We start from the raw sequence: 410 nt of genomic DNA on the forward strand, positions 1-410 counted from the left end.
CGCATTGCCTTCAAAAAAATTCTTATAAGCCTTTTGTAAGTTCATTTGTGCATTTGCTAAAGCTAAAGAATCCACTTCTTTTAGGAATGGAAATTCGTCTTTATATTTAGCTGGTGTAGGGAACTTTTGCTTTTTAAGTGCTTCTTTATCATCTTTGAACTTTTCATACGTTTCTTTGCGTTCAGCTAACATCTTATTGTAGACAAAACGAACACAGCCGAATGTTTTAGCTAATAGTACAGCTTGCTCTTTGTTTGGTAAAAAACGAAATTTGAAAGCTTTATTTTGTTTAGTCATATCAATTCACCTCACTTTTTACCTTGATTTTCAATATATTTTTTGATGGTATCTATTGGCGCACCGCCTGCTGTAAGTAGGCAGAAGCTTCTTGACCAGAACATTTCTTTCCA

2 protein-coding genes are annotated in these 410 nt (G+C 33.9%); both read right to left on the reverse strand.

Annotated features, from left to right (window positions below):
- The coding region (locus tag DDE80_RS14750; RefSeq protein WP_153060946.1) for a helix-turn-helix domain-containing protein at positions 1-297 on the reverse strand (297 nt) is incomplete at its 3' end.
- A gap of 11 nt (positions 298-308) precedes the next feature.
- Positions 309-410 (reverse strand): transposase (locus DDE80_RS14755; RefSeq protein WP_201261550.1); only part of this gene is annotated, 102 nt, incomplete at its 5' end.

This window comes from Metalysinibacillus jejuensis, assembly GCF_003057615.1.
In the GTDB taxonomy this organism is placed as follows: domain Bacteria; phylum Bacillota; class Bacilli; order Bacillales_A; family Planococcaceae; genus Metalysinibacillus; species Metalysinibacillus jejuensis.